The organism is Nostoc sp. NMS9, assembly GCF_017114995.1.
In the GTDB taxonomy this organism is placed as follows: domain Bacteria; phylum Cyanobacteriota; class Cyanobacteriia; order Cyanobacteriales; family Nostocaceae; genus Nostoc.
Genome location: NZ_JABXKL010000071.1, coordinates 147,201 through 172,973, shown reverse-complemented (window position 1 = coordinate 172,973; position 25,773 = coordinate 147,201). Strand labels below are relative to the sequence as shown.

General features: G+C 43.1%; 18 protein-coding genes. 12 read left to right on the top strand and 6 right to left on the bottom strand.

Annotated elements, in window-relative coordinates; all coding sequences use genetic code 11:
- Nucleotides 1-9 precede the first annotated feature (9 nt).
- The gene (locus HWQ40_RS21530; protein WP_292781554.1) at nt 10-5,670 is read right to left on the bottom strand and encodes a PAS domain S-box protein; all 5,661 of its coding nucleotides are present in this window, start codon (nt 5,668-5,670) and stop codon (nt 10-12) included.
- Nucleotides 5,671-6,483: 813 nt separating this feature from the next.
- On the opposite strand from HWQ40_RS21530, the gene HWQ40_RS21525 reads away from it, so the two are divergent.
- Nucleotides 6,484-6,987 (top strand): Hsp20/alpha crystallin family protein, encoded by a 504-nt coding sequence (locus HWQ40_RS21525; RefSeq protein WP_292781551.1) that lies wholly within the window; start codon nt 6,484-6,486, stop codon nt 6,985-6,987.
- Between the two features lie 177 nt (nt 6,988-7,164).
- Here HWQ40_RS21525 and HWQ40_RS21520 read toward each other — a convergent pair whose 3' ends face one another.
- Nucleotides 7,165-7,524 (bottom strand): Rieske (2Fe-2S) protein, encoded by a 360-nt coding sequence (locus HWQ40_RS21520; RefSeq protein WP_292781548.1) that lies wholly within the window; start codon nt 7,522-7,524, stop codon nt 7,165-7,167.
- 260 nt (nt 7,525-7,784) lie between these two features.
- On the opposite strand from HWQ40_RS21520, the gene HWQ40_RS21515 reads away from it, so the two are divergent.
- The 4 genes from HWQ40_RS21515 to HWQ40_RS21500 all read left to right on the top strand — a co-directional run bounded on the left by HWQ40_RS21515 (nt 7,785) and on the right by HWQ40_RS21500 (nt 13,748).
- A complete protein-coding gene (locus HWQ40_RS21515; RefSeq protein ID WP_292781545.1) occupies nt 7,785-9,653 on the top strand; it encodes a VWA domain-containing protein in 1,869 nt (622 codons plus the stop codon).
- Nucleotides 9,654-9,866: 213 nt separating this feature from the next.
- A complete protein-coding gene (gene gap / locus HWQ40_RS21510) occupies nt 9,867-10,910 on the top strand; it encodes a type I glyceraldehyde-3-phosphate dehydrogenase (protein ID WP_292781542.1) in 1,044 nt (347 codons plus the stop codon).
- Nucleotides 10,911-11,163: 253 nt separating this feature from the next.
- The gene (gene pyk, locus HWQ40_RS21505; protein WP_334984417.1) at nt 11,164-12,594 is read left to right on the top strand and encodes a pyruvate kinase; all 1,431 of its coding nucleotides are present in this window, start codon (nt 11,164-11,166) and stop codon (nt 12,592-12,594) included.
- Nucleotides 12,595-12,743: 149 nt separating this feature from the next.
- A complete protein-coding gene (locus HWQ40_RS21500; protein WP_292781538.1) occupies nt 12,744-13,748 on the top strand; it encodes a transaldolase in 1,005 nt (334 codons plus the stop codon).
- A 229-nt stretch (nt 13,749-13,977) separates the two neighbouring features.
- On the opposite strand, the gene psbN is transcribed toward HWQ40_RS21500, so the two are convergent.
- The gene (gene psbN / locus HWQ40_RS21495) at nt 13,978-14,109 is read right to left on the bottom strand and encodes a photosystem II reaction center protein PsbN (RefSeq protein ID WP_292750901.1); all 132 of its coding nucleotides are present in this window, start codon (nt 14,107-14,109) and stop codon (nt 13,978-13,980) included.
- Between the two features lie 85 nt (nt 14,110-14,194).
- Between psbN and psbH the strand changes: the two genes are divergently transcribed.
- The 3 genes from psbH to pth all read left to right on the top strand — a co-directional run bounded on the left by psbH (nt 14,195) and on the right by pth (nt 15,585).
- Nucleotides 14,195-14,398 carry a photosystem II reaction center protein PsbH gene (gene psbH / locus HWQ40_RS21490; protein ID WP_094348882.1) on the top strand — a complete coding sequence of 68 codons (204 nt, stop codon included), beginning with the start codon at nt 14,195-14,197 and terminating at the stop codon, nt 14,396-14,398.
- A gap of 141 nt (nt 14,399-14,539) precedes the next feature.
- Nucleotides 14,540-14,812, top strand: coding sequence for a TatA/E family twin arginine-targeting protein translocase (locus tag HWQ40_RS21485; RefSeq protein WP_099103129.1), 273 nt, complete (start codon nt 14,540-14,542; stop codon nt 14,810-14,812).
- 131 nt (nt 14,813-14,943) lie between these two features.
- Nucleotides 14,944-15,585 (top strand): aminoacyl-tRNA hydrolase, encoded by a 642-nt coding sequence (gene pth / locus HWQ40_RS21480; protein WP_292781662.1) that lies wholly within the window; start codon nt 14,944-14,946, stop codon nt 15,583-15,585.
- Nucleotides 15,586-15,855: 270 nt separating this feature from the next.
- Here the strand turns inward: pth and rpsU are convergent, their stop codons facing one another.
- Nucleotides 15,856-16,035 carry a 30S ribosomal protein S21 gene (gene rpsU / locus HWQ40_RS21475; protein WP_069073049.1) on the bottom strand — a complete coding sequence of 60 codons (180 nt, stop codon included), beginning with the start codon at nt 16,033-16,035 and terminating at the stop codon, nt 15,856-15,858.
- 837 nt (nt 16,036-16,872) lie between these two features.
- On the opposite strand from rpsU, the gene HWQ40_RS21470 reads away from it, so the two are divergent.
- From HWQ40_RS21470 to HWQ40_RS21455, 4 genes are all read left to right on the top strand, one after another.
- Nucleotides 16,873-17,631, top strand: a complete 759-nt coding sequence (locus HWQ40_RS21470) for a PPC domain-containing protein (RefSeq protein ID WP_292781535.1) — start codon at nt 16,873-16,875, stop codon at nt 17,629-17,631.
- Between the two features lie 236 nt (nt 17,632-17,867).
- Complete coding sequence (locus HWQ40_RS21465) at nt 17,868-18,692, top strand: peptidylprolyl isomerase (protein WP_292781532.1); 825 nt, start codon at nt 17,868-17,870, stop codon at nt 18,690-18,692.
- Between the two features lie 26 nt (nt 18,693-18,718).
- A complete protein-coding gene (locus HWQ40_RS21460) occupies nt 18,719-21,661 on the top strand; it encodes a peptidase domain-containing ABC transporter (protein ID WP_292781529.1) in 2,943 nt (980 codons plus the stop codon).
- A 370-nt stretch (nt 21,662-22,031) separates the two neighbouring features.
- Nucleotides 22,032-23,618 (top strand): HlyD family efflux transporter periplasmic adaptor subunit, encoded by a 1,587-nt coding sequence (locus HWQ40_RS21455; RefSeq protein WP_366934019.1) that lies wholly within the window; start codon nt 22,032-22,034, stop codon nt 23,616-23,618.
- Between the two features lie 66 nt (nt 23,619-23,684).
- Here the strand turns inward: HWQ40_RS21455 and HWQ40_RS21450 are convergent, their stop codons facing one another.
- The gene (locus HWQ40_RS21450) at nt 23,685-24,281 is read right to left on the bottom strand and encodes a Uma2 family endonuclease (RefSeq protein WP_292781526.1); all 597 of its coding nucleotides are present in this window, start codon (nt 24,279-24,281) and stop codon (nt 23,685-23,687) included.
- Between the two features lie 244 nt (nt 24,282-24,525).
- Nucleotides 24,526-25,338 carry a class I SAM-dependent methyltransferase gene (locus HWQ40_RS21445; protein WP_292781523.1) on the bottom strand — a complete coding sequence of 271 codons (813 nt, stop codon included), beginning with the start codon at nt 25,336-25,338 and terminating at the stop codon, nt 24,526-24,528.
- Between the last annotated feature and the right edge of the window lie 435 nt (nt 25,339-25,773).

Below are 25,773 nucleotides of genomic sequence, written 5' to 3'. Positions count from 1 at the left end.
GCAGTGTTATTAACTGGATAATATTCCTGCAATACTCGTCAATTCCATAATTTTCTCAAACTGAAAATCATGAGCTAAATTCTTGATAAAATTTTGCAGTACAGCATTTTCCGAAGGGATTTGCTCAATCAATTCTAAAATCAGGTCATCACTACATTGAGCTGCGGCAGTGTACACCTGTTTTACCCATTCAGGTGACATTTCAGATAATAGAGTCACTAAATCCGTGAGCGTCAATATTGATTTTGGTCTTTGTTGCTTTAGGTTTGTTAGCTGATAGCTTTCTTCTTGATAAATATATTGAACTCCCAAATATTCGCTTAACTTTTCTAGTAATTCTTCCTCGCGGAAAGGCTTATTAATATAATCATCGCAACCCGCTTTGATTATTGCCTCTCGTTGTTCTTCAAAAGCATTAGCAGTTAAGGCAATAATAATTGTCTTCCAATTGGGAATTTGGGATTTTATATTTTGGATTGAGGTTTCTTCTCTAGTTTTAATAACTTTTGTAGCTTCGTAGCCGTCCATAATTGGCATCCGCATATCCATTAAAATTAGATGTGGTTGCCATGTCTGCCAAAGTGCGATCGCTTCAATACCATTTATTGCTTCCTGAACTGCAAAACCGATAGATGTAAGAATTTTCATTAGCACTAAACGGCTATCTGTGGAGTCATCGACCACTAAAATACGGTATTCGCTTTGAGCAGGCGCTAAACTAATAACTTGGGGTCTAGTTTGTTGGATCTGGATTTCGCTGGCTGCGGCTAGACCAAATTGAATATCAAAAGCAAATTTACTTCCCTGGCCAATAGTGCTGGTGACGCTAATATCTCCTCCCATTAGTTCCACATATTTGCGGCTAATTGCTAAACCTAGTCCTGTTCCCTGTTGCGATTTTCTTCCGGTTTCAGTTTGCCCAAAAGCTTCAAATAGCAAGTCAATTTCTTGTGGGGCAATACCGCGGCCAGTGTCTTGTACCTCGAAGAAGAGATGAGGGGGATGAGGAAAATTTTGCTCCCCCTGCTCCCCTGCTCCCCTGCTCCCCATCCCCACTCGCAGTGTCACCCTTCCAGTATCGGTAAATTTGATTGCATTTCCCAGGAGGTTAAGTAAGACTTGACGCAGTTTACTTTCGTCAACTTGGATGTATTGGGGAAGGTGAGATGTATATTCAAAAACTAATTCCAATCCTTTGGAGGTGGCGCGGAAGCGCAACATCTCTTCGAGGTTTTCCAAGAGGCGAATTAAATCAAAACTGTTGAGATTTAAGGTTATTCTGCCAGCTTCGATTTTAGACATTTCCAAAATGTCGTTGATTAAATTCAGGAGATGTTCGCCAGCACGATTGATGATTGCTAGATTTTGCTGATGTTCAGTTGATAAATCATGATCGTGGCTCATGACTTGGGTAAAACCGAGGATGGCGTTGAGTGGGGTACGCAGTTCGTGACTCATGTTGGCCAGGAATTCGCTTTTGGCACGGTTAGCAGCATCAGCAATGATTACAGCTTCTTGCAATGCTTGTGACTGCCTTTGAGTTTGCGCTAGCAATTGTGCCTGCTGTAAAGCAACGCCCAACTGATTGCCAATTTGAACTACGATGTTGATTTCTCCTGGTTTCCATTGGCGGGGATCGGAATTTTGATAACTCGCCAGCAATCCCCAAAGCTGACTACCATGTAAAATCGGAACAATAATGTAGGCCTTAGCCTGAAAGCGCTCTAAGAGGTTGATATAAGCAGGATGAAACTCAGCGTTGTAAATGTCTGGAACACAGATGAAACTTGCGCCTGGGGTTACTTGCAGATCGGGATATTCCACCTGGTTATCCCCACTATCCAAAATTTTCGCTAGGCAACGCCCATCTTGTAAAACACCTTCTGTGAGATGAGGGTCATTGTTGTGTTCTTCTATGAGAGAAATCCAACCGTTACCCACTGATTCAGAAACAAATTCCCCATTCCAGTCGGGATTGAAACGATAGACAACAACCCGATCGCAGTTGAGTACTTGGCGTAATTCTTCGGTTGTAGCCGCAAATATCGTCTCTAAATCCAGTGTTTGGCGCATTCTTTGAATCACTTGAGCGATCGCTCTTTCTCGCTCTGCACTCTCACGCAAGGCTTCTTCTGCCAATTTTCTCTCGGTAATATCTGTAATTGTACCGATGTAGCCTTTAATTTCTCCATCATCTCTAAATTCTGGCAAAGCATGACAAATTACCCAGATGACTGTATTATCATCATCATGCAAGAAACGATGTTCGTACTTATAGGTTGACTTAGCGGCTGTTGCTTGATTCCATGCCAACAATAGCTGTTCGCGGTCGTCTGGATGTACGGCATTTGCCCAACCTGTTCCCAGAGAATCTTCTAAACTACATCCAGTAATTTCACTCCAGCGTTGATTAAAATATAAAACATTGCCATCTACATCAGTATGAAAGATACAAGCTGGTGAGGCTTCTGCTAGAAGTTGATATCGTTGCTGACCTGACTGCAAAGCTAGTTCTGCCAATTTGCGATCGTTAATGTCTGCCCAATAACCAACGCATTCTATAGGGTAGTCAGCTTCGTCACGAATTAACCTCATCTTTTCGTAGAACCAGTGATAAGTTCCGTCAGCGTGTAACCAGCGGTATTCATAGGAAATGTACTCTTGCTCAACAAGGTGGGAAAATTTTTCCGAGATCAGTTCAATATCTTGTGGATGGACGTGATAAAGCCAAAAACTGGAGTTATCGATAAATTCCCGCGCTTCATAGCCCACCATTTCTTTAACGTTCTCACTGATAAAGGTTGTGCTAAAATCGTCTGATGTTTTGCTGCTATAAATAACTACAGGGCTGGAGGTGAGCAGATATTGTAGGCGTTCGTTTGCTAAACGCAGTTCTTGTTCAACACGTTTGCGTTCGCGTAGCGCTGCTTGCAGTTCGCTAATTTCTACTAAAACCGTGCCGACACCAGAGGGGCGATCGTCTTCATCAACAATCGGAAAATAAGAAGCTAAGAAGTGGCGGATAATATCTGGTTGTTGAATGGATGCACTGCTTAATTCTTGATTGAGAATGGGTTGACCTGTCAATAGAACCTGTTGATAAATTGGTTCCACTAAGGAGGCCATGTGGGGTAAGACTTCATGGATAGTCTTGCCAATATGATCTTGCTGGGGTAGTCCATTAATCTCTGCTAGCAGTTGGTTGATTTGCACAAACCGCAGCTGGTTATCTACGATGTTCATGCCAACGGGAGCACTGCTAAAAAAGGCATTAAGGCGAGCTTCTCTAAGTGCTAGTTCTTGTTCTAGGGTTTTGCGCTCAATCAACCCACCCAACTGAGCAGCAACAGCACTGACTAGCAAGAGCAAACGCCGATCTACCAATACTGAGCTACGTTTAAAAAATACTAAAACAGCTAATACTTGGTTCCCAGCCACTATCGGAACACCAAAACCAGCTTTTAATCCTACCTTTGCTGCTTGTGGCGATCGCAAGAAAACTGGTTGTGTAACTTTAGAAACATCTTCTATCCATTCTGGTTCTTGGTTCTGCCAAACTCTTCCTGGTAATCCCACTCCCAGAGCAAATTTCACCGTTTGGCTTTGCTGGCAGAATTCTTCTAAACTGCTTTCCTCTCCGTACCAACCCAGACTGTGTTCTAAAACAGTGCCATCTTCATTAGGTATCCATGCTTCACCAAAATCCCAGCCAATGGTGTGACAAATTAAGCGCAAGACCACTGCTAAGGCGCTGTTGACATCACTAGCGCGAGTGATAGCTTGGGTTGTCAACAGTAACAAACGGCTTTCATTTTCTGCCTGCTTGCGTTCAGTAATATCTTTCGCGGTTCCCAGTACGTACCATTGCCCATCAATCTCGATCATTTCTGCACTCAACAGGGTTGTCCTAATTTCTCCTGTTGAAGTGCAGACATCAATCTCATAGTTGCGGATGGCTTTTGTTTGTTGCAGAATCTGGGTGAGAAAATTATATTCTTCTGGATTCACCCAAATATGCAATTCTTCATCGGTGCGATCGATTACCTGAGAGCGAGAATAACCAAAAAACCGACAAAAGCTGTCGTTTACTTCGATGTAGCGTTTGCCCTGAACAGTAATTAAGGCAATTGGGTCAGGAGATGACCGAAAAGCTGACGCTAACTTTTCTTCAGAAACCCGTCGCGCTGCTTCTGCGCGTTGGCGTTCTTTTGCCTCCAATACCAAAGATACTAAATTACCCAGAGAGCGAGCGAAATTTTGGTCTTCTAGCGTCCAATGATGAGTAACTCCCACTGCCTCCAGACATAAAACTCCTACGGTCTTTCCCTCCAACCTAACGGGTGTATCAAGTATGGAGGTAATGTTTAATCTTGAGTAAGACGCAGAAAATTCTTTAGTTCTGGGATCGGCATGAGCATCATCTGCAGCGATTGGTTGGTTTTGCTGCAAAGCTGCAAAATAAATTGGATAATCTACTGCTGATAAGAAAAGTCCTTCGCTATGTTGATTGCGACTGCCCTCAAATAGATCAAAACACTGGATTTTCATGCCTGTTTCGTCATACAGCCAGACACTAGCTCGTTCCATGCCAATATTCTTAACCGCTGTTTCTGTGATTTTACTCAAGGCTGCTTTCAAATCACCCTGATAAAGCGTCTGATTTTGTGCCAATTGTGTTAGCACTAGATTATGATTGCGGAGCTTAATCGCGCTTTCTTGGAGTAATTTTTCTACACCTCGACGCTGTGTAATATTACTAGCAGTGCCTGTCATGCCTATAACTAAACCCGATTCGTTGCGTAATGCGATCGCATTCAACATTAGATAAAGTAAGGTACCATCTTTAGCCACACAGGTAGTTTCATGCTGAAAGATAGACTTTCCCTGAATAACACGCTCAAAGGCTACTTTATCTTGAGCAACTTGTGTAGGTGAGATGAAATCAATTAAGGCACGCCCGATCATTTCTTGTGGTTCGTAGCCATAAATTTGCTTGACTGCTGGATTGACAAAGGTAATTAGTCCATCAATGTTCACCGACCAGATCATATCTTGGGATGTCTCCACTAGGAGCCGATACTGACTTTCACTCTTCTTGAGGGCGGCTTCGACTACAAGGCGTTCGCTTTGATAAACTTCTCTACAAAAGGCTTTGCTAATGCTAACGGGAATTTCTTTAAAAATATCTTCTATTTGTCTGTTGCGAATATTTAACTCAACTGTAATCCGTTGACGCTCTTTAATCTCCTGTTGCAGTTGGGAATTTTTTTCTTTTAACTGTTTTTTCAGTCTTTGGAGAGTGAGTTGATTTTGGACGCGTAATAAAACTTCTTTAGTTTGGAATGGTTGAGTAATATAGTCAATATAGCCTAAATTTAAGACGCTTGTTTTTTCAAAAAAATCATCGAACATTCCGAAAAGAATTATCGGAATCTCTTGAGTTGGCTCGTTAGCTTTCAAATATTGACATACTTCATAATCATCACTCTCTATAATGAGAACATTTAGCAAAAGCAAATCCGGGGAAGAAGCGAGTGCCGTATTGATTGCCAATTGCCCAGAAATGACACTTTCTACTTGATAACCTTGGTGTTGAAGGATGTCTGATAAAAAATGTAAATTCTCTAAGTTGTCATCAACTAATAAAATTTTTATTTTTTGAGCATCCATATCAGTTCCTAAGTTAATTTTCAATCAGGAAGAATTTCTTGAATAAAACTGAACATGAAATCAGAAAGCAAAACTCTGCCACCAGATTGTAAATAAAATCATCGACGCTTACAACCATACTTCAGCGCCGGGTGTATAGAAAAGTTGCATATAAAGTAGGATAACTGTTTATATCATGTCCGCTTTATTACTTAATTAAATCCGAAGAATCCCAAACAGCCAAAGCTACGGTGTACACACAAGTCCTAAAAACCTAGCTTGATGAGGCTTGACTTGTTCCTAGTCTCCGCCTGGCAATGCATTCATTGAGTCAGAGACTCAATGTCTGACTGGAGGCAGCAGCCTCTAATCAGCCATTGCCATGCTCTGTATGGGAACGAGATAATTGAGCTTTTTTCTACTTGTGTCTACAACGTAGTCATTCACATTGGGGAGACGCCAAAAGCGTTAGCAGTCTTCCATACAGCAAGCTACGCGCAACGTCTTTGTCAATCTAACTCTTAGCATCGGGCTAGAGCTTCTAGCTACAAGCGAATTTAATTAAATTTACATTACATAATATAGTTTAATTTCTGATTGCCTACTTACTTTGACATTAACTATTCTCAAGCTTTTCATCATTTTTTTATTTGATACGGTAAATCCAACCTATATCTGTACGGTTTACCCAACTCTTTTTAGATTCTTATTTTATTAAATTACTTACTAGAGAGAAGAAGAAACAAAGCAAATAAAGCTCCTCTCTAAAAAATACCTCTAAAACTTTGTTTGATTACCCAAAATTGAATTAGAAAGTTAAGGAGAGATTGAAATATGGCACTCATTCGTTGGGAACCATTCCGTGAAATGGAGATTCTGCGTCGTCAAATGGATCAACTATTCTCTGAGCTTACAGTAGCCGAGCGCGGTAACTCCGAGATTTCTGCATCACCGAGAACAGCGTGGGTTCCTGCGGTTGAATTACATGATAATGGTTCAGAGTTGCTATTAAGAGTTGAGATTCCAGGCGTGGAAGCTAAAGACCTCGATGTTCAAGTTACTCAAGATGCAGTTTCGATAGCTGGTGAGCATCGTTACGAAAAACATTCCCAATCTAACGCTAAAGTTCATTCTGAATTCCGGTATGGCAATTTCACTAGAGTAATACCTCTGCCAACCAAAGTTCAGAATCAACAAGTTAAGGCAGACTTGAAAGATGGGATTTTAATTTTGACTTTACCCAAACTGGAACAAGAGCACAGTAAGGTATTCAAAGTGAATTTAGGCCAATCTCAAAGTGCTACAGCTTCTATAGAAGCTGGGAATGGCAACACATAACCCAACATGACATCACAGCAAAGCGTTGAAACTGTTTGAGAAGACGTTCTATTTTCTCATTCAATGATTCCTATATCTCTGAAATAGGTAAATCTTGATAGAAACCCCAGCTAATGAGTTTAGCTGGGGTTTTTCTTTTTTACTTAGCACTGTTTCAGTAAATTCAGGGAGGGGGTGCTATTCCTCTTGCACGTCAACCCAGATACTGCCTTCTTCAACACGAATTGGAAACACTGGCAGTGTTTTTGGTTGTGAAACCAACGAGAGTACCTTACCTACACCAGGTGGCCAGGAACACCATCCTTGTACTTCACCAGTCCGCAGATCAAAAGCACTGCGATGGAAGGTACAAACTATTGCCCCACTTTCAGTGATTTTTCCACTTTTCAACGGTAATTTTAAGTGAGGACAGTTGTTATCTACAGCATAAAGCTGACTTTCGTGATTCAAAAGCAAAATTTTTCGGTTGCCAACTTTCACCACTTCTCGCGCACCTGGGGAAAGTGCATCGACTGCTAGAACTTTAGTCCAACTCATTAGGTTCTCCTCTCCTAATATATCTGCTTTCAGTTTCCCGCAATTGTGACCAGTGCGATCGCCTTTCAGTAGCGGAGAGTCGAGAATGTCTATGACAGGCTTTGTCTAAACTGGCGAAAATATATAACTATAAAATCTTACATTAAATCCCAATTTTGTACTGAAAAAAATTATTTCTGGGTAAACTAAATAAAGTAGTTACTGTCTATGCCTCACAAGGGTTGTAGCTGATAACAGACAATTCTATGGGGATATAAAAAATGATTAAGACAAGTTACGAATTTGACCAGTCTATCCTCGCCGCAGGATCTTCATTAAAGACTAATATTCTGCTACGTTTTCGTGCTGATATAGCTAAATCTCCTCGACGTAACCTTAACCTTTCGCTTGTAATTGACCGTTCCGGCTCTATGGCAGGCGCTCCCTTGCATCACGCACTCAAAGCGGCTGAGTCTGTGGTAGATCAACTTGAGCCTGATGACATTCTCTCGGTAGTTGTTTACGACGATGAAGTGGACAGTGTTGTGCCACCCCAGGCGGTGACTAACAAAGCTGCACTGAAAAGTTCCATCCGCAAGGTGAGAGCAGGCGGTATTACCAACTTATCGGGGGGATGGCTCAAAGGCTGTGAACACGTGAAGACGCGACTCGATTCCCAAAAAATCAACCGTGTTCTCCTGCTTACCGATGGTCACGCCAATATGGGTATTCAAGACCCCAAGATACTGACGGCGACATCGGGACAAAAAGCTGAAGAAGGCATTATCACAACTACGTTAGGTTTTGCTCAGGGTTTCAATGAAGACCTGCTGATTGGAATGGCAAGGGCAGCGACGGGCAACTTCTACTTCATTCAGAGCATCGACGAAGCAACTGAAGTGTTTAGTATTGAGCTAGACAGTCTGAGAGCAGTAGTGGGACAGAACCTCAAAGTGACACTTGAATTGGCTGATGGTGTCAGCCTTGTTGATACCTTAAGTCTGGCTAAAGTTAGCCAGAATGACGCAGGGCAAGCTGTCATCACCTTGGGAGAGCTTTACGAGGGCGAAGATAAACTCCTCGGTTTGAGTCTGGGGATATCAAGCGCTCAAGTTGGTGAGTTACCTGTGATGAAGTTGCATTACACCGCTGATGTTGTGCAAGATGACCGCATTCAAAGTGTGTCAGGTACTATAGATATCGTCGCCAAAGTTGGGACTGTTGAGGAGGCAGCTTTTGCTGCTACGAGCCATATCATTCTGGAACTGAGTCGCCTTACCATTGCTAAGGCTAAAGAGACTGGCCTTAATCTCGCTGAACATGGCAAGCATCAGGAAGCTGAACAAACTCTGCGGGCACTTGTGAAAGATTTGCGGGATAAAGGATTGAACGAGAATTTTGAAATTGCTGAAGAGATCGATCAGCTTGAATACTTCGCCAGTCGGATCGCTCAAAAAGCTCTAGGGAATGCCGGACGGAAAGAGATGCGAGATCAGACTTACCAGACGATGACGCGCAATCGCAGTGATTTGGTGGGTCGTGGTGTGACTACTGGCGATGAAGTGTACGCTATGCCCATTGTGAATGAAGTCGGTTCAGGTGTTGAATTGCACTGTGTTCGTGAAGGGGGTAAACTGCGGGTCAAAGTCATGTCCGAAGGCTATGATTCAACCAAGAACATCCAGTTTCCCCGCGCCATTCGTGCCGAGGGGGCACGCTATGTTGTTGAAGGACTCGAACTCTCAAGCGATGGCTTTGCCAACGCCAAGGGCGAACGCACTTTCTATCGGGTACGTGGTAAAATCACCCGTTTTGCTCAACCCGGTGAAGCAGATATCTTTGTTGCCCCTAGACAATCGAATCCAACTAACACAGGTAAAGCTTCCAAAGGCCCTGCCAGTGCTGCCGATCTTCCCACAACTGACAGTGTAGGGGACAGTATTTTAGTTCAGTGTGTCAAAGATGGCAGCAAACTGCGCGCTAGGGTGGTTTCCGACGGATATGAACCGGATTGGAACATGCGTTTTCCGCGATCGGTGCGCGAGGAAGGAATGCTTTACGTCGTTGATGAAGTCAAAACAGCACCTGATGGCAAGTCTTATATTGCCTGTGGTGAAATTAAGCGATTTGTCCAACCCACTACTAATTGAATTGGGGACTGGGGAGCTGGGGAGCAAGGGAGTAGGGGAGCAGAGGAGAATAATTAATGTCCCATGCCCAATGCCCCAATCCTTAAAAGATGCCAAGTAAATATGCCTTAGCTGACTGAGACTGTCAGGATCAAAGAGTAAAGAGTAAAAGGCAATCTATTTTGACTTTTAACTTTCTCCTTTTGTTCAACTTCCACAACGGGAGGTTTAATCTTGACTAAATTGAAAGTTGGTATCAATGGCTTCGGTCGAATCGGGCGACTTGTACTTCGCGCTGGCATCGATAATCCCAACATTGAGTTTGTGGGCATTAACGACCTAGTACCACCAGATAATCTCGCTTATCTATTAAAGTACGATTCAACCCACGGTCAATTAAAGCACAAGGTTGAAGCCAAGGAAGACGGCATCCTCATTGACGGACATTTCATTCCTTGTGTGTCAGTTAGGAATCCAGCAGAGTTACCTTGGGGAAAATTAAGTGCAGATTATGTCGTGGAAGCTACCGGACTCTTCACTGACTACGAAGGAGCTGCAAACCACCTGAAGGCAGGTGCAAAGCGAGTGGTAATTTCCGCTCCCACCAAAGATCCAGATAGAGTTACTACCCTGTTAATGGGTGTCAATCATCACCTATTTGACTCTGGCAAGGATATCATTGTTTCCAATGCTAGCTGCACTACAAACTGTCTAGCTCCCATAGCTAAGGTCATTAATGACAGTTTTGGGTTGACTGAAGGCTTAATGACCACAGTCCATGCCATGACTGCCACTCAGCCAACTGTAGACGGCCCCAGCAAGAAAGACTGGCGGGGTGGTCGAGGTGCATCCCAAAATATTATTCCCTCCTCCACAGGCGCAGCTAAAGCTGTAGCACTGGTTTTACCAGAATTGAAGGGCAGGTTAACTGGGATGGCATTACGAGTTCCGACTCCCGATGTCTCTGTAGTTGATTTAACTTTCAAAACAGCCAAAGCCACCAGTTATAAGGAAATCTGTACTGCTATGAAGGAGGCTGCCGCAGGTTCACTAAAGGGTATCTTGGGCTACACAGATGAAGAAGTAGTTTCTACAGATTTTCAAGGTGATACTCATTCCAGCATCTTCGATGCAGGTGCTGGAATTGAGTTGAATTCCAACTTCTTCAAGGTAATTGCCTGGTATGACAACGAGTGGGGCTACTCAAATCGCGTGATTGACCTGATGTTGTCTATGTCACAGAAGGAAAAACTTGCCCCGACAGCGGCTGTGGTTTGATTAGGAATTGGGAATTGGGCATGGGGCATTGGGCATGGGGCATTAGTAATTAAGTTTCTTCCCCAGTCCCTAATCCCCAGTACCCAGTACCCAATTTGGGATTTGGGTCAAATGGTAAATACTCCGAAAATAAAACGGAATCTAGTATTTTTATTTAGCAAACCAGTGATATGAAGCACGTGTGAATTTGGATGTTTTGTGCGATCGCACAAAGCTGACAAATTTGCAGGTTACTCCTCAACCCCCAATCCCTATGCGTCGAACCAAAATCATTTGTACTGTTGGACCTGCTACATCTGCACCTGAAAGGCTGCAAGCCTTAGTAGAAGCTGGAATGAACGTGGCACGGCTGAATTTTTCCCACGGAGCTTATGAATTCCACGCCCAAACGGCTCACTATCTCAGGCAAATTAGTACTGAGCAGCAAAAACCGATCGCCATTATGCAAGACCTGTGTGGCCCGAAGATTCGCTTAGGTATTCTACCACCAGAAGGGTTAAATCTGGAAGCTGGTACTGAAGTTACCTTTGTTTTACAAGATAAGGGTGAGAATATTGACGAACTACCTCTACCATTGCCGACTTTGTTTGCAATGGTGCGACCAGGCGAACCGATTTTGATTAATGATGGTCGCGTTAAGTTGATTGTTACCGATCGCGACGCCGATCGCATTCGGGCACAAGTGAAAATTGGCGGGTTAATTTCCACGCACAAGGGAGTAAACCTACCCCAAACTCCTTTACCTGTCAGTTCGATTACCGAAAAAGACTTGCTGGATTTGCGCTTTGGGATTCAGTTGGGTGTAGACTGGGTAGCGGTGTCCTTTGTGCGATCGCCACAAGACTTAGAACCCGCCAAGCGGATGATTGAAGCCGCTGGCGCTTCGATTCGCTTAATTGCTAAAATCGAAAGATCAGAGGCAGTAGAAAACTTTGACTCCATTCTGAAAGTTGCCGACGCGATTATGATTGCGCGTGGCGATTTAGGGGTGGAAGTGCCAATTCACGAAGTACCCCTAATTCAAAAAGATATTATTCGCCGTTGCAATCGTGCTGGTAAGCCGGTGATTACAGCCACCCAAATGCTAGAGTCGATGATTAGCGCCCCCGATCCTACCCGCGCCGAAGCAACCGATGTTGCTAACTCTATCTTGGATGGAACAGACGCGGTAATGCTTTCTGGTGAAACAGCTGTCGGACAATATCCCATCGCCGCTGTCCAGATGATGCACAACATTGCCGTGCGGACAGAACAAGCTCTAGATGAGGGTAGCAAACATGCTTGGTGTCATGAAGCGGGCAGTCTTAGCGTTACCGAATCTGTGGCAGAATCGGTCTGTCGTATCGCCTATGAAACTGGCTCACGGGCAATTCTTTGTAACACTTCATCAGGAAGTACGGCGAGAATGGTATCTAAATATCGGCCGACTTCTCCCATTATTGCCTTAACCTCCGACATCACCGCTTACCGCCAGCTAGCACTATCTTGGGGTGTGGAAGCTTTGCTGATCCCACCAGTCCACAATGCCGAAGAGATGTTTACCAATGTGGTGAACACAGTTGTAGACATGGGTTTAGCGAATAAGGGCGATAAAGTAGTTATTACCTCTGGGGTTCCAATTGGTAAATCAGGAACAACTAGTTTAATCAAAGTGCATTCCATTGGACAGCCAATTTCGGCATAACCCACCTAGAATAGGGCTGTGGCTGTGAATAGTAAGCAAAGTTGGGCAATGATTAAGAAAAATTGCCAGAAGTAGAATTGAAGGAATAGTCAAGAGTTTAAACAACTGGGGAATTAAGTAAATCCTAAACAAACATCACGGAGTATTTTATGTCCAAAAGTTTACTGGAACAATTGCGGAAAATGACTGTCGTGGTTGCAGATACGGGGGATATCCAGGCAATTGAAAAGTTCAAACCTCAAGATGCCACCACCAATCCTTCTCTGATTACTGCTGCGGCGCAGATGCCAGAATATCAGGAAGTTGTCGATCAAACTTTACTCCAAGCAAAGAAAGATGCTGGAGACAAAGCTACCCAAACACAGATAGTTTCTTTAGCTTTTGACCGTCTGGCAGTTGCTTTTGGATTAAAGATTTTGCAAATCATTCCCAGTCGCGTGTCTACAGAAGTGGATGCTCGCTTGTCCTACGATACTGAAGCTACCCTGACTAAGGCACGGGAATTAATTGCCCAGTATAAAGCTGCCGGGATTGGCCGCGATCGCGTTTTAATTAAAATTGCCAGCACCTGGGAAGGTATTCGCGCTGCGGAAATTCTCGAAAAAGAAGGTATTCATTGTAACCTTACCTTGTTATTTGGTCTTCACCAAGCGATCGCCTGTGCAGAAGCTGGCGTCACCCTAATTTCTCCCTTCGTTGGCCGGATTCTTGACTGGTACAAAAAAGATACCGGACGCGATAGCTACCCAGCAGCTGAAGATCCAGGTGTTTTGTCTGTCACCAAAATCTACAACTACTACAAGAAATTCGGCTATAAAACCGAAGTTATGGGGGCTAGCTTCCGTAATCTTGGTGAAATTACGGAACTCGCAGGTAGTGATTTGCTGACCATTTCACCGTCACTTCTGGCTGAATTGCAAGCAACCGTTGGAGAACTGCCACGCAAACTTGACCCTGCCAAGGTAGCAAGCTTGGAAATCGAAAAGATATCCATTGACAAAGCTAGCTATGATAAAATGCATGCCGCTGACCGCATGGCAACTGACAAACTAGATGAAGGTATTAAAGGTTTCACCAAGGCACTAGAAGACCTTGAGAAACTTTTGGCAGACCGACTCGTTCGCCTGGAAGGAGAGGTAGTGGCAACCCATTAGGGACTTCCAATTAAAAAACATCTAAAGTAGTGTGCGTTACGGCTTGAGCCATAACGCACTTCAATATCATTTCCGGGTAATTAGTTATGATTGCCATAGTCATTTTACCCCACACGCCAGTTGCTCATGGAGGAAATCCCGACAAGCAACAGCAATGCTTGTCTACGTAGGCGTAGCCCGTCGTAGACATCGCACCAAAAATTTACGCTGCGGACATGATATGACTCTTTTAATCTTCGTGGTCATCGAACGGATCGTTCAATTCCTTGCTAGGAGGGCCAAAGGAGGTGTAAATCGAAATTCCAGTAATGGCAACCACCACGGCAGCCACAGAAATGCTAAGAACTATTGCGGGTTCCATAATTGAGAGATAGATGATGAGTGCTATTCTTATAGAATATTACAGAAGATTAAAAAAAGCTTTGGCAAGTAATCTTAGGTGAACTATGGCACAAAGGACTAGGTTGGGAGATATCCTGAAACCACTGAACTCTGAATACGGGAAAGTGGCTCCAGGTTGGGGTACTACCCCTGTGATGGCTGTTTTTATGGCGCTATTTTTCGTGTTTCTGCTGATTATTCTGCAACTTTACAATAAATCACTGTTGGTTCAGGATGTATTTGTCGATTGGCGCAGTTTAGGACGCTAACGCATACACAGCGAGCGAGTTTGGATAACAAGTTAAGTTACACCCGGTTTTTCCGGGTTTTTTTGTGAGTTGCGATTTCCTACTAGACTAACTATATATGTGAGTTTCTGTAGTGGTTTTAGAGTTTACAGGAGACAAAAAATGAATATATTTGGTATCGGTCTGCCAGAAATGGCTGTAATTATGGTAGTAGCGCTGTTAATCTTTGGTCCAAAGAAGCTACCAGAGATTGGTCGGAGTGTGGGCAAAACAATTCGTAGTTTCCAAGAAGCTTCTAAAGAGTTTCAAAACGAGTTTCAAAAAGAAGCAGAACAGTTAGAAGAAGTTGTCAAGACTACTGCTGAATTAGAACCTAAGCAAATCCACCCTGCGAAATCTGAGCAGGATACCGCTAGTTCTTCCCAACCTAGCTAGTAGTCTGTCAAGTTCGTAGTAAGGACTTTAGTCCTTATTTTGTAAGCATTAAAGTGCTTACTACAAACCCTTCATTACTAGCTTAGACATTGTACTAGAAGAGTGATGAATATCAATTGACTGTAGACAAAATGACAGAAGCTGTTACGCAACCAGCTTTGGTAATTCCACAACTAATCGTCGGATTAGGGAATCCAGAAGCTAAGTATGACCAAACACGCCATAATATCGGTTTTGCTGCTTTAGAAACTCTCTCTCGTTCTTGGCGCATTTCCTTAACAGAAAATCGGAAGTTTCAGGGGGAGTATGGCGAGGGTATGGCCTCAAGTGGAGGTAAGATTCGCTTGCTAAAGCCGTTAACTTATATGAATCGCTCAGGACAAGCAATACAAGCGGTGACAAGTTGGTATAAATTGCCGCCTGAGTCAGTGTTGGTGATTTATGACGATATGGATTTGCCCTTAGGAAAAACTCGTTTGCGCTTATCTGGTTCGGCTGGGGGACATAACGGCATGAAAAGTGCGATCGCACATCTTAGTAGCCAAAACTTTCCCCGTTTGCGAATCGGTATTGGTAAACCCAAAGATACAGCTAATAACGATGATTCCAGTGCTATCTCCCATGTACTGGGGCGATTTTCCGCTGCCGAAAATCAGCAGATGTCTCTTGTACTTCAGTTCGTAGTTGAGTGTATTGAACTAAGTCTCAAACAGGGAGTAGAAAAGGCGATGAATGTTTGTAATAGCCGCACCATTAATAATTCTGAGTCTTAGGGCTGGATGAATACTGTCCTATCAGCTTATTCAAGAAAGCTAACCGATGTTTCAAGGCGCTTATTTTGGTTGATGGGCAGCGATTTTAGCTTGCTCCATCTAACCCAGATAAAGCCTCTAACGCGCTCTAAGTATAGGAAAAGTAACTCATTGACACCCTAATTAGGGGTGCGGCAGACTTTGCTTAATGTTTGTATGAATAATGGCGCTGGCGCTATTGCCTGTTTTCGGTCATAACCTCAAGCAACGTCGGTATCACACCAAATAGGTTTATTTAAAACGTCTTGTGCGTCTAGCTGCCACTGCCTTACGTTTGCGTTTTTCTATTGGTGTTTCAAAGTGCCGATGATATTTCACATCAGCTAATATCCCAGCTTTGGAAACCTGGCGTTTAAACCGACGCAAAGCTGAGTCTATTCCTTCGTTCTCTCCTAGAACCACCTGGGTCATTCTTCCCTTTTCCTCATCATTAATAGTTTCCATTCTAATATTACCCTCAACCTTAGTAATACCCCTCTGATACCAATTCTCTATGAAGTTGCACTTAATAAAGCTCTTGTGATGTAATCCCATCCACAAATCGATGCGATCGCTTTGGCCGAAATAGAATCAAGAACCTGTTTGAGCTTGTGTCTTAATTGATCTAAATTTGTGCAATATTCCCAAGACAGTTCATACTTAATATGTTCCCATAAGCCTCTGAGTTATCCGAGGCTTGTTTGTATCAATTACAACAAACTTTGTGGTATTACTATCGCCTGATAATTAGGTAAACATAATTAAATATAAAATAAACTCTTAGTTTGTAGTGAGCGATTTATCCCTCAGAGCAAGGATTCTCAGGACTAAAGTCCTTACTACAAACTTTAATTTATTTATGCCTAGATACTTATAAGCTTTCGCCTACTTCTTCACACATCTCTTATTTCATCAAACTCATTCTCGATTACGCCAATGGTGAGTTATAAGACTTTTTATGACTAAACAATACAAAGCACTTGGAATTTACTTTAACAAACACCTAACTATAGAAGTCTTTTTCATGCTGTGTTTATTGAAAAAACAGTTTAATTTAAATTCATGGTTAAACAACAGGTTCTGAACACGGCAAGCACAAAACCAAACAGCTAAGGCTCTATTGAAAATAATAATTTTTCTTTATTTTCATCAAATTATAAGCCACTACATTCCAGTAAATATCGAGTTAAATCGAAGATTTACATCTGTGCAAACCATAACTTAATCTGAACTTGACCACATCAAAATCAACATCTAAAGGACAAAAAAATGGCACTTCTCAATCTTGGTACACTGGGTAGCACCCCTGTTGTTAAGAATAACTCTGATTTAACTACATCCGATCCCACAGATGTCTTTCAGTTCCAAATCAGCAGTGGCAAAAATATCAACCTGTCTTTGACAGATATCAGCGCTGGTGATAATGCCGATATCCGACTGTTTCGAGATGCGAACAATAACGGCGTACTAGATAGCTTCGACCGAAATGTTGGACTTGTTTCCAATCGCGGAAGCAACCAAGATGAGGCGATTAACTTTAAAACTAGCTCAGGTACTTTTTTTGCCGAAGTATCTCGCTTTGCTCCAGGTAGTTCCGGCGATGTCAGTTACAATTTAGCCTTATCTGCAACTGAACCTTCTGGAACTTTACCGATTTCAGCTAGTTCCAGCAACCTTCTACCTAAGGAATTTGTACTCGGTCACTTGTCAGGGAATATCACTCGTACAGGTAACGTCAATAACCAGAACACTACCGATGTTTACAGCTTCTCTTTGGGATTTCGTGAGGGTGTCGACATTAGATTAGACGGATTAAGCAGCGATGCTGATATCCGGGTGATTCGAGACTCTAACAACAATCGCATCGTCGATGCAGGTGAGGTAATTGCCAGCTCTAATAATGCAGGTATTACTTCAGAACTGATTTCCAACATTACTGTACGTGGTGACTACTTCTTGCAGGTAACTGAATTCACCGGCAACACTAACTACAATGTGACTTTTAATCAGTTCTCCGTCCCTACTTAAGTTTAGGCATTAGCAGTGATGAGTAGTACTTGAAAGTTTTGTACGGCAATGCTTTCAAGAGTATGCAAATGATGCAAGCGGTACAAATCTATACCTGAACTTTACCGCTTGCATTTCTCAATTTATCTCTCCACGGCTCATATCGTGTCCGGTTAAAGACTTATCATTAAGACTGCAAGGGGGCAGGGAGCAGGGAGCAGGGGGAGAAAGAATTTTCAAGTTTTTGCACAAATATTATGAATAAAACATTACAACTAGGCGATGTCTACGATGGGCGTAGCGGCAACGCCATTTTACCGCCAGAAATTATCCCCTTTTTAGCAAGTTATAATTTAATCCCGCAATTGTTATCTCAGAGCATTATTGAATTAGCGATCGCACCAATTACCTGCACACATGCCGAAACAACTCAGGCTCTAGAGCAATTTTATCAGCATTGGGATTTAAACAGCGAAAAAAAAATCCAAGATTGGTGTTTACGTTACGGTTTAACTCAAGAACAATTAGAACTTTTCGCCACCCGCAAGCTCAGAGTCGAAAAATTCAAGCAAATAACTTGGGGACATCAGCTAGAATCTTACTTCCTCAAATACAAAAGACATTTTGATAAAGTCATTTATTCTTTAATTCGGACTGAAAATAGAGGAACTGCTAACGAGCTATTCTTCCGAATTACAGAAGGAGAACAATCATTTTCTGAACTAGCGCGTGAATATTCTCAAGGGCCAGAAGCTGATACAAATGGCATCATCGGCCCAGTAGAACTTGGTACCATCACCCCAAATTTTGCTCAGTTACTTTGCACAAGTCAAGTGGGTATAGTTCAACCACCCGTACCCTTTGGAGACTCATGGATAATTGTACGTGTGGAAACATTTATAACTGCACAGTTGGACGATTTTATGCGCCAACGATTGCTGCAAGAGAATTTTGAAACTTGGTTTCAACAGCAACTAAGTCAACTATCACCAGAAGAAAAAACCTGGATGGGAATCAACACCAAACCAGCACAGGTTCAAGAAGCGTTCGCCCTTGGCGTTGGCGAAGCGATCGCTGCTTAGAAATTATTAAAATCGGGTGCAAGATAATGACAAATACAACCGTTGATATTCAAGAATATATTGCCAATTTATTTCCTTTCAATTATCTGCCACCAAATATTTTAGAAAATTTGCTCAACAAAGTGCAATTTTGTCGTTTTCGCATCGGGCAGGTAATAGTAACCAGGGAAGCTATGCCCAATTGGATTAGCATTATCTACCAAGGACAAGCACGTTTATTAACCTACAATTCCCAAGGACAAAATCCGGCGACACTGAAGTTACTCTCACCAGGAGAGGTTTTAGGTTGGGTAAGTTATATGCGGGGTATTGCATGTGAAACTGCGATCGCTTCTACTGAAGTTATCACTATTAATCTACCTATTGCTGGTTTTCTAACCTTACTCAAGCAGGAAGAGGCTTTTGTCCAAGCGTTGCAAAATGAGATTACTCTTTTAGAAGTGCATGAACTGCTTACCGAAGAACTCAGCCGTCGCGCAGATGGTCGCAGGAATTTAGTTAAGCTTGCCCAGACTGCAACTGAAGTTGCTATCATCCAAACAATTCCTGCACGCAAAGTTTTCCGCCAGCAGTTAGATTCAGAATTTTTGTGGTTAGTCAGCAGTAATTTTGATCCTGAGTTCCCTGTGGGGAGTCGCTTAGAGTTAGATGAACTCAACTCCAAGCTGAAATTTAATGTAAATATGCGTCTGGTAGGATTGCCCAAATCAATATTTGGAGAAAATCTTGCTCCTCCTATACCAAAAACACTCTTACCCGCAGAGATTCCCTACGCCTCAGAAATTACTGTCACAGAAGCACCAGCAGCTAAGGGTAAACAAAAGAAGTATCCTTATATCAAAGGTAGAGGGCCGCTGGATGCTTCCCTAGCTTGCTTCCAGATGTTGAGCCAATACTTTAACATCTCCTGGCGCAGAGATACGTTACAGCGGGTGTTGACAAAGCAGCACGAACAGAAAGGCATTATATCTCTGCAATTTTGCGCCGCCGCTGCTGAGTTGATGGGGTTGACAACACAGATGGTAAAAGTTCCCGCTACCGCAGTCGGACGCTTGCAACTACCAGTAATGATTTCTTGGCAAGATAGTTTTGCAATTATTTACAAAAATAGCAATCAAGAGTTACTCATTGCCGTTCCAGAAATGGGACTACTGCGCTACAAACTCCGAGACTTTGCGGAAAACTGGGGGGCTGAAGGAGAAGTCCTGCTGCTGCAAACCACCAAAAATACTCCCAAGGCGCGGTTTAGTTTGAGTTGGTTTGTCCCCTCACTGCGGCGCTATCGCAAAGTATTAATTGAAGTACTCATTGCTTCCATTGTGATCCAACTGTTTGGGCTGGTAAATCCCCTCGCCACACAGGTGATTATTGATAAAGTACTGGTTGGTAACAGTCCTGATACCCTGGAAGTTTTCGGCATCTTTTTACTAGTAGTAGCAGTCATCGAAGCAATACTCACCAGTATCCGCACTCATTTATTTACAGATACCACTAACCGGATTGACCTCACCCTTGGTTCTGAGGTGATTAATCACCTGTTGCGTCTGCCATTATCTTACTTTGAACGCCGTCCTGTTGGGGAATTGGCAACGCGAATTCACGAACTAGAAAACATCCGCTCTTTCTTAACTGGTACAGCCTTGACTGTGGTTATGGATGCTGTATTTTCTGTAGTTTATATTGTGGTGATGGCGATTTACAGCCCAGTGTTGACCTTGGTAGCTTTGGCAACAGTACCGCTGTTTGGCTTGCTCAACTTGATGGTATCACCTATGATGCGGCGACAATTGCAAGAAAAAGCTGAGTGCAATGCCGAGACGCAATCTTATTTAGTGGAAGTTATGGGGGGAATGCAGACAGTCAAGGCGCAAAATTTGGAAATGCGATCGCGTTGGCAATGGCAAGAACGCTATGCTCGTTATATTAGCGCAGGTTTCAAAACAGTCTCTACCCAAACTACCGCCAGTTCTGTTAGCAACTTTCTCAACAAGTTTTCCAGTATGTTAGTGCTGTGGGTGGGAGCTTTTCTCGTCCTCAATCAGCACCTAACCTTGGGACAACTCATCGCTTTTCGCATCCTGGCTGGTTATGTCACCAGTCCCTTGTTACGCCTAATGCAACTTTGGCAGAACTTCCAAGAAACCGCTTTATCTCTGCAACGCCTTGCTGATATTTTAGACACTCCCCAAGAAGTAGAAATCGGTAACTGTCAAAATATCCTCATGCCCAGTATTCAAGGTAGTGTCCGCTTTGAAAATCTCAGCTTCAGTTTCTCGGAACATGGGCCATTGCAACTATGCAATATTAACTTAGATTTTCCTGCTGGCTCATTTGTGGGAATTGTTGGGCAGAGTGGTTCCGGTAAAAGTACACTGCTAAAATTATTACCCCGGCTTTACGAACCCAAGTCTGGCAAAATCTTGATTGATGGCTATGATATCAGCAAAGTAGAACTTTATTCTTTACGCCGTCAGATTGGTATGGTGTTACAAGATACCCTGCTATTCGATGGCACAGTCCGCGAAAACATTGCCTTGGGATATCCTGATGCTAGCGATGAAGAAATTATTACTGCTGCCAAAGTAGCTTATGCCCACGACTTTATTATGTCTTTGCCCAGTGGTTATAACACCCGTGTGGGCGAACGAGGTTCAGGGCTTTCTGGGGGACAACGCCAACGAGTAGCGATCGCTCGTACTGTCCTGCAAAAACCGCAATTACTGATTCTGGATGAAGCTACCAGCGCCTTAGATTACAATGCCGAAGCCCAAGTTTGCCGTAACTTAGCGTCAGCTTTCCAAGATAAAACAGTATTTTTCATTACTCACCGCCTCAGCACAATTCGCAATGCCGATGTCATTCTCATGATGGATCGAGGTGCTGTGGTAGAACAGGGAACTCATGAAGAATTGATGGCGCTCAAAGGTTATTACTACTGTCTGTATCAGCAACAAGAAACGCAAGTTTAGTGCTGAGTTAGGAGTTAGGAGTTAAGAGTTAGGAGTTAGGAGTTGAAAGTTAGGAGTTAGAAGTCAGGAGTTATAAGTCAGGAGTAAATACTATTGCTTCGACCTTTGAACTTGGAACTTCGACCTTTGAACTCGGAACTTCGACCTCTGAACTCGGAACTTCAACCTTTGAACTCGAAACTTCGCCCTCTGAACTCGGAACTTCAACCTTTGAACTCGGAACTTCGCCCTCTGAACTCAAAACTTCGACCTTTGAACTCAAAACTTTGACCTTTGAACTCAAAACTTCGACCTCTAAACTCAAAACTTCGACCTCTAAACTCAAAACTTCGACCTTTGAACAACGCCAGTTATTTAGTTATTATTCCCAATGCCCAATGCCCAATGCCCCATGCCCCATGCCCAATGCCCAATTCCCAATTCCCAATTCCCAATTCCCAATTCCCCATTTATTATGAATATTCAATATAAATTCGATCAACCAGTACTTTTACAACAGACTCCTACTTGGTCACGAGCGATCGCTTGGACTATTGTTGGAGTTAGTACCTTCACAGTAATCTGGGCCTCAATCTTCCAAATTGATGAATCAATTCATGCTACTGGTAAGTTAGAACCACAGGGTGCAGTCAAAGAAATTCAGGCTCCGGTTCATGGTGTTGTCAATGAGATTCTAGTCAAAGATGGTCAGCGAGTCAAAAAAGGTGAAACACTCGTTAGCCTGGAAAAAACTACTTCTGAGGCGGAGTTAACTTCATTGAAACAAAGTCGGGCTGCTCAATTGCTTGCCAAACAGGCGCTAGAGCAAGAAAATGACTTCTATCGCCGTCAGCTTCAAGAGAACATATCACTACAGGAAGTGGCACAGCAAAATGCTCTGTTGAAAATTAAACCAGAATTAGCCTTATTGACCAAAAGCCGAGCCGCCATTATTGCCGAAAACCAGTTGTACCGGACACAGTTAAACGGTGCGACTGCTGGAAATAGTCTTACAAGAGAGCAACAATTACGCTTGCGGAATCGCCAAATAGAATTAGAATCGCGTTTAGCCACAGCTAATTTAGAAACAGGACAGACGCAACAGCAATTTTTCCAGACTCAGGCGGAGTTAACTAGTGCTAAAGAGTTGCTGACAATTAATAAACAAATTCTCCGCAAGTTTGAACCTCTAGCGCAGCAGGGGGCGATCTCCCAGGTGCAATACTTGAAACAGCAGCAGGATGTCAGCACTAAACAATCTGAAGTGATCCGATTGAATAGAGAACAGCAGCGATTACAATTAGCGATCGCACAGTCAAATCAAAAATTTCGCAATACTGCGGCAGTGTCTCAAGAAGACTTACTAGCGAAAATTACAGATAATGACAAAAACATTGCCGAAATTGACAGCCAATTAACCAAGGTAATTGTAGATAATCAAAAACGCATCTATGAAATTAATGGTCAAATCGGTGAAATTGATAGTAAGTTAACTCAGGCACAACAAACCCTGAAATATCAGAAAATTACAGCACCCGTAGATGGAACCGTCTTTGAACTCAAAGCCAAAACAGCAGGATTTGTAATTAATTCCAGCGAACCGCTCTTAAAACTCGTTCCTAGTGATAACTTGGTTGCTAACGTATACATCACCAACCGCGATATCGGCTTTGTCAAAGAAGGGCAACAAGTAGATGTGAGAATTGATTCCTTTCCTTTCCAAGAGTATGGTGATATCAAAGGCGAACTAATTGAGATTGGCTCTGATGCCTTACCTCCAGACCAAGTTTATAATTTCTGGCGTTTTTCCGCAAAAGTCCGCCTACATGGGCAGAAGTTACTAATTAATCAGCGTCAAATTCCATTGCAATCAGGGATGTCTATTGATGCTAATGTGAAATTACGTCAGCGCACAATTATGAGTATCTTCACTGATTTCTTAGTGCAAAAGACTGAAAGCTTAAAGTCTCTACGCTGAACAAAATCGTTTTTCACAGCAGTTTTCAAGCGTGAAACCCAGCATCCCATAAGTATGTGCGATCGCTTATTTCTGGAGCGCCTGTTGAAAAGTCTTGATCGCCTCTACGTGATTCACCATATTCATGCAACGTAACAACAAATCTAGATCGATTCCTTTCACCTCTTCACTACTAGAAACCTTTTCATAGTGAAGTGTATTGCCTTCTCCCCGCAGATGATAGACTTCTAACACACCATCTTCCCAAAACCACACTTCCTTGATCTTCAACCGCTTGTATGCATCCAGTTTGTTGATGCCGCCACTGGAAAACACCACCTCGATCGCCAGATCGGGTAGCATCCGACCAGGAGCAAGTTTATAAGATTTATCTGCCTCTCGCTTGACGGCGACTGTTTCACTTTCCAGAGTCATTGAGCCAGTTGGAGTAAAGTCGAACCCTGCCATGAGCAGGTAAAGCTCTAACAAAGCACCGATCCTTTCTTTAACGGTTTCGTGTGGTTCTCCAGGCATTCGTCGTATTTCCAGAATTCCATTCAGAAAAGAGAGCCGATATCCTGGACGGTCTAACAATTGCTCAACTGCTTTGAACTCTCTCCAGGTCATTCCCTCAAACAGAAGAGGTGATTCTTTTTTTGGTGTTGCTATCGTTGCTGGGGTCATTTGAGTCTCCAGTTTGTTTCCAGATTAGAAATAATCAGGTTTGGAGGGCGATGGGGCGATCGTTTCATTATTCTACTTGCATTGAGAGATATGATCGCGATCAATAGAAATTCCTGTGTTTCTTGGGTTACAGAACCTTTACATCACAATCTTGTCTTCAAGTTGGATCTGAATCTTTGTCACAAGTTCTACGACGACAGGCAAACTCTTAAAACCCTTCTGCCTTAAAGCGCTTGTTTTATCCTCACATTTCTAGCTTCCGGCCAACCATATACCACAAACCCACGGCATAGCGGATGTAATTGAGTTCTGTAAAACCTGCTTTCGCAAACTCGTACTCGAAGTTGAAATGGATAAAGTCATCCAACCACGGTTCTTGAAAAGAAGCGCTCAGGGCGTATTCACCCCGATAGGTATCAGCGTATAGTACCCAACCACCGGGTTTGGTGATGCGGTACATCTCCTTAAGAATCTTAGGCGTCCATTCTTTAGGCGTCTCGTGAAAGAGTAGTGATGATGTGACAAGATCGAAGGAGTTGTCAGGGTAGCCAGTGTTACGGGCGTCCACCTGCTCGAACGATGCCCGCTCACTAAACCCAGCCTTGTTAAACTTGTGCTGACTAATCACCAGCATGTAAGGTGAAACATCAGTAATGCCAAAAGTGGCCTGTGGAAATCGCTGTGCCAGGGCTAACGCTGCACCAGCCGTACCTGCACCAAGCTCTAGCACCGTCTCAATTTGAGCGTCTTGAGGAATTAGTTCAGCCATTGTCTCGCGCAACTGCTGACAACTAACATTGTGGCTCATGGGAATAATCGTATCCATTGCAGCATCCCACGCTAAACACGACTGAGGGTTGGTGTAAGAATCAGTTGCCCCATGAATGGGAGCGTGGATGTAGTCAGGGTAATATTCATGCTCGGTATGGTAGCCTTTGAGTTCCTCCGCCCAATTAATTGAGGCATATTCCTGCATTACTGAGGGCATCGCTGCGGTAATGCGTTGAATTACCTCGGTTCGATACGCTTGTTTTTTCTCTGCGTTCCATCTCGGCATAAATCATCTCCTACTTACACTCGTTACTGGTTTTCCTAGACTTCAATCTGGGAACGATAAATAAACTGCAAATACAATAGAGCAATACTCCAGACAGTTTTTAATTCAGCCAATCCACAAGAAAGCTATCGATCCATTAGGGTGCTGATTAGAACAAACAAGCATCGGAACGATAGCTATATGTAAATTGTACAGAGTCTGCTAGAAAAAATGGGCGGTTTGGGCAAACCACAGATGAAGGCGTTAACAAAAGAATATTGTCATCTCTAGTAATGTACCAACGCGCCAAGACAGTTTACTCTATGCAAAGCACAAGGAACCAGACGATCCAGGCGTTGCGGTTTATTTCAAAATCAAAGATAAAAACTATGCTTTGTGTTGCGTAGACGCAGAGCAGCTTGTCGTCAGACATCGCCCGCTAAAAGTAAGGGATAA